The organism is Arthrobacter sp. 10T413_2, assembly GCF_056394205.1.
In genome coordinates this window covers 1-1539 of the sequence record NZ_JBFTHK010000339.1, presented here as the reverse complement: position 1 = coordinate 1539, position 1539 = coordinate 1, and the positions used below count along the sequence as shown (strand labels likewise).

Here is a 1539-nt window from a genome sequence, read left to right as displayed (position 1 = left end):
GGGCACCGGTGGGCGCATAGGTCAGGAGCTTCAGCGTGATGGCCGAGCGTTCCAGCKCCTCGCGCCAGCGGCCGGCGTACGTGGATTGGCTGACCCAGTCATGCCAGAAGCGGGAGGTGTCGTCGACCAGCCGCTGGGCCTCAGCAGGATGCATGATGCGGGGCACCACATCCGGGCCTGTTTCCAGGACAACACCGCGCATTTGGCCCTGTTCCAGATGCAGCGTGTTGTGAAGGTCACCCGCTTCCGTGACGTTCTTGCCGGAGAGCCGGCSGTCGTTTTCCTCGAGGATGAGGCTGAGTGCCAGGCGTGTTTCGCCGGCATCAAAGAGCGCTCCGTCGTCGCTGAGGTCCACCTGGTGGGCCCGCCGCCCGTAATCGAAACGGGGAGCCACTTCGATGTCGAACGAGATCTGTCCCCGCACGCAGCGCAGCATGCGCACCAGCCGGTGCCGGTCGCTGGGCGAGGCGCTGGCGATCGGCATGAAGTCGATGAGTTCGCCAACCCCGCCCTCGGTCAGGAACCTCGTGATCAGGATGGCCGTGTCGGGTAGATAGAGTTGCTTCGTGGCGAACGCCTCGTCGCGTGGACGGGTACTGAAGTGACCGCCGTGTTGCCTGTCCAAGAGAGAGGCGAAGATGCTGGGGGAGTCGAMGCGCGGGCTGCAGAACCAGTCAAGAGTGCCGTCTGTTGCCACCAGCGCAGCTGTTTGAAGGTCGCCGATGAGCCCGTGGTCGGCGATCAGTGGGTATTCGTTCATCGGGGGCCTCCTCGGACCAGGACGGGGTAAATMCACGTCAACGCCTTGCGTGACTCTCAATTGCCACGACCGGCCMGAGCCAGGCGACCACTCAGCTCTTGATCCGCTCAAACCCCCAACAATGTTGCTTCCAGCGTCCATGAGCGATGTGTCCCTGGTGAGCTCGTCGCTCGGGCCCGCCGTGGCTACCTGGCGAACATACGCATCCGTTGCCCTGGCAGCACAATCACTGGCAGGTACCACCAGTGTTGGCTCCGCCGGGCACGGGCGCCTCACCCGCAGGGGGTGATCCCGGGCCCTTCAGCGCCACGACCGCTGTATCGCCGGTTCGGCAGACGCAGGCCKKGTCGCCCCGGCTTGGCGTTTGACGGTGCCAGGAKAGGCCGACACCTACGGCCGTTGCCATGGCTGTCTTGGCCGGGATCCGGGCCGTTGACCATGGACCTAAGACCCTGTTGAGCTGTCTGGTGCGGCGGCTAGCGTGACGGTGGTACACGGCGGGCAAAATTCGAGCCGGTGTGGTGCGCCGCGAAGTAGGCGTTCTGCATTTCCAATGGCTCGCGATTGTTCATGGCCGGCACGCCAAGGTAACGGCGTTGACACCGGAACAACAGCAGCTGGAACGACGGATGGGCAGGGACCGCTTGTCGCGTCCCGGAGGTGCCCCCTGCTGTGGGTCCCGGAACCGGGACCCCGGCCGACAGACCACAGCGAGTGGAACCTTTAGGAAGCAGGGACGAAAAGATGAAGACGGTCATTGTCGGAGGAGTCGCCGCGGG

General features: G+C 64.7%; 1 protein-coding gene. It reads right to left on the bottom strand.

The window, feature by feature from the left end; genetic code table 11:
- Positions 1-760 (bottom strand): trehalase-like domain-containing protein (locus tag AC1DBQ_RS23280; RefSeq protein WP_476930744.1); only part of this gene is annotated, 760 nt, incomplete at its 3' end.
- Positions 761-1539: the final 779 nt, after the last annotated feature.